The 3,308-nt window shown below is 67.1% G+C and carries 4 protein-coding genes; 1 reads left to right on the top strand and 3 read right to left on the bottom strand.

All coding sequences use genetic code 11. The annotated features are described in order from the left end of the window. The coding region (locus I5M_RS07990) for a VWA domain-containing protein (protein ID WP_031335842.1) at positions 1–460 on the top strand (460 nt) is incomplete at its 5' end. 179 nt (positions 461–639) lie between these two features. On the opposite strand, the gene I5M_RS07985 is transcribed toward I5M_RS07990, so the two are convergent. The 3 genes from I5M_RS07985 to I5M_RS07975 form a co-directional block, all read right to left on the bottom strand. Continuing rightward, on the bottom strand, positions 640–1,494 hold the full coding sequence (locus I5M_RS07985; RefSeq protein WP_022720921.1) for an urease accessory protein UreD: 855 nt from the start codon (positions 1,492–1,494) through the stop codon (positions 640–642). Further along, positions 1,460–2,116, bottom strand: coding sequence for an urease accessory protein UreG (ureG, locus tag I5M_RS07980; RefSeq protein ID WP_022720920.1), 657 nt, complete (start codon positions 2,114–2,116; stop codon positions 1,460–1,462). Before ureG ends, I5M_RS07985 begins: the two co-directional genes overlap by 35 nt. A 4-nt stretch (positions 2,117–2,120) precedes the next feature. Further along, positions 2,121–3,308 (bottom strand): urease subunit alpha (locus I5M_RS07975; protein WP_022720919.1); only part of this gene is annotated, 1,188 nt, incomplete at its 5' end.

Genomic DNA, 3,308 nt, shown 5'->3' with positions numbered 1-3,308 from the left:
GCTCGGCGATCCGTTCGGCCTGCAGGCTTTCGCCTCCGACGGCCGCGACGACGTCAAACTCACCACCGTCAAGGCATTCGCTGAGCCCCACGGTCTTGATGCAATGGCGCGGCTCGACGGCCTCGCCTCCGGCTACTCGACGCGGCTCGGCACCGCGCTGCGCCACGCCGGCGCGGTGATCGGCGAGGCCCGCAGTTTCCGCAAGCTGGTGCTGGTGCTGACCGACGGCGAGCCGTCCGACATCGACGTCAAAGATCCCGCCGACCTGATCGAAGACGCCCGCCGCGCCGCGGTCGGCCTGCACGCCCGCGGCATCGACGCCTTCGGCGTCGTGCTCGGCAGTACCGGCATGACCGCCGCTGCGCGCATCTTCGGCCGCGGCAACACCATGCTGGTCCACCGCGTCGAAGACCTGCCGGCACGGCTGTCCGAATTGTACTTCCGGCTGGCGCGGCGGTGATGGAAGCACCGCACTGAGTCCTCATCCTGAGGAGCCTCGGCGTAGCCCGCAGGGCGTAGCCGGGGGCGTCTCGAAGGATGAGGCCACGGGTACCTGCGGCCATGGTTCGAGACGGCGCTACGCGCCTCCTCACCATGAGGTTTTACCTGCAGGGATACTACGCAGCGCCAATTACACGCTTACTTCCGCCGCACCGCCAGCGGTAAGCCGAGTGCCGCCTCGGCGATGACGTGAAACGCAGCGGTCAGGCCGCGCGTCAGACCACCGCCGTCCGGCGCGGTCATGCGTATAACCAAGCCGGCCTCGTTCGGCGCTGTCGAGACGCCCGCAAAACAGCCGACCTGCTCAGCCGCCGCTTCGATCACTTCGGGTGTCGGCAACCGCTCCGCCGGGGCGATGACGATGAACGATCCGGCCGCCCCGGCGCCACCGAGCGCATCGTAGGCATTGCCGAGATCGGCGCCGCGTAGCGTGCCGCGATCGAGCAGCAGCAGGCTGCCGTCTGGCCGCGCCACACGCAGTTCGCTGCTAAACCGCGTGAACGTGCCTTCGAACCGCGTCGGCCGATGCGCGCCGAAGCCATCGGCGAGGATCAGCACGCCTTCGGCATCAACCACCACGCTGGTCGCGAGCTGCAGCTCGGCTTCAGGAAACAGAATGTAGGGATCGTTGGTCAGCGCCGCGAAGCCGCCCGCGGCGACGTGAACACGCTGGCGCAGCGAGGCCGCGGCATCGCGGCAGGCGTGGACCAGCGTCGCCGCCTGGGTGGTGAGATGCAGCGCCGCGCCGGCGCCGACTTCGACGTCGAAGCTGAGGTCGTCGCCCGCATACATGCCGCCGGACGCCGATTGCAGATACAGCGTCAGCAGATCGCGTTTCTCGGCATCCAGATAGAAGCCGCGACCGAGATGCCAGGGATAGCCGACCTGCTGACGGCGCAGAATGGTGCGGCCACCGGCGAATTCGGCGGTGAGCCGTGCGGCGCTGACTCGGGCGCGGTCAGGCGCGAAACAGGACGGCAGAGCTAATTGCATCGGCGATGGCATCCACGCCCAGACCGGAGCGCGCATTGGTGGCGATCACCGGCTTGCCGGCGCGCACGCGCTGCGCTTCCGCCAGCATCGGCTCCAGCGCGACGCCGACATGAGGCGCGAGATCGACCTTGTTGACGACCAGCAGATCGCATTTCAACACACCCGGCCCCTTCTTGCGCGGAATGTCGTCTCCTCCAGCAACGTCGATGACGAAGATCCACCAGTCGACCAGATCGAGCGAGAAGGTCGAGGCCAGATTATCACCGCCGGATTCGAACAGGATCAGTTCGAGTCCGGGAAACTTCGCCTCCAGATCATCGCCGGCAGCGATGTTCAGCGTCGGGTCCTCGCGGATCACGGTGTGCGGACAGGCGCCGGCTTCGACGGCCGACACCCGCGCCGGGTCGATCAGCCCGGAGCGGCGCAGCCGCTCGGCATCCTCCTTGGTGACAAGATCGTTGGTGACGACCGCGAAGTCGATGCCGCGTTTCTGCAGCACCGGGATCAGCGCCTCGATCAGCGCCGTCTTGCCGGAGCCGACCGGACCGCCAATGCCGATCCGCGCCGCTACCGACGGCCGCGCCTCGGCGCCGACGAGCGGCGGCAATTCGTGCACGCTCATCGTCTCACCTCAACATATAGCGCCGCGCCAGCGGCAGTTCAGTGGCCGGTTCACAGGTCGCAAGTTCGCCGTCGACATAGACGTCGAAGGTCTCGGGATTGACGGTGATCTTCGGACAGGCGTCGTTGTGCAGCATGTCGCGCTTGGTGAGCTTGCGCGTGCCCTTCACCGGCAGCAGCGACTTCGACAGGCCGAGCTTGCCGGCGAGGCCGCCCTGGATCGCCAGCGGATGCACGAAACAGGCCGACAGCGCCGCCGGCGCGCGGCCGAACGCGCCCCATTGCGGCCGCATCAACAAGGGCTCGCAGGTCATCAGCGACGCGGCACTGTCGCCCATCGCGCCCCAGGCGATGAAGCCGCCCTTGATCACCAGCTCCGGCTTGATGCCGAAGAACGCCGGCCGCCACACCACGATGTCGGCGAGCTTGCCGTCTTCCAGCGAGCCGATGTGATCGGCGATGCCGAAGGTCTTGGCGGCGTTGATGGTGTACTTGGCGATGTAGCGCTTGATGCGGGCGTTGTCGCCCATGCCGGGCTTGTCTTCAGGCAGGGCGCCGCGCTGCTGCTTCATCTTCGAGGCGAGCTGCCAGGTGCGGCAGATCACTTCGTGAATGCGGCCCATGCCCTGGCTGTCGGAGCCGAGCATCGAGATCGCGCCGATGTCGTGCAGCACGTCCTCGGCCGCGATGGTCTGGGCGCGGATGCGGCTCTCGGCGAAGGCGACGTCCTCGGGGATCGCCGGGTTGAGATGGTGGCACACCATCGTCATGTCGAGATGTTCGTCGAAGGTGTTGACCGTGTAGGGATTGGTCGGATTGGTCGACGACGGCAGGCAGTGCATCTCGCCGGCGACGCGGATGATATCGGGCGCGTGGCCGCCGCCGGCGCCTTCGGTGTGATACATGTGGATGGTGCGGCCACCGATCGCCGCCAGCGTATCCTCGACGAATCCCGACTCGTTCAGCGTGTCGGTGTGGATCTGGACCTGGTAGTCGTATTCGTCGGCGACGCTGAGGCAGCAATCGATCGCCGCCGGCATCGAGCCCCAGTCCTCGTGCAGCTTCAGCCCCATCACGCCGGTCTCGAGCTGCTCGACCATCGGCGCCGCCACATGCGAGTTACCACGACCGAGGAAGCCGAAATTCATCGGCCAATGTTCGGCCGCCTGCAGCATCTTGCCGGTGTGAACGGC

The organism is Rhodopseudomonas sp. B29 (assembly GCF_000333455.1).
Classification (GTDB): Bacteria; Pseudomonadota; Alphaproteobacteria; order Rhizobiales; family Xanthobacteraceae; genus Rhodopseudomonas.
The sequence above is the reverse complement of the archived record's forward strand: the minus strand, read 5'-3'. Positions and strand labels throughout refer to the sequence as shown.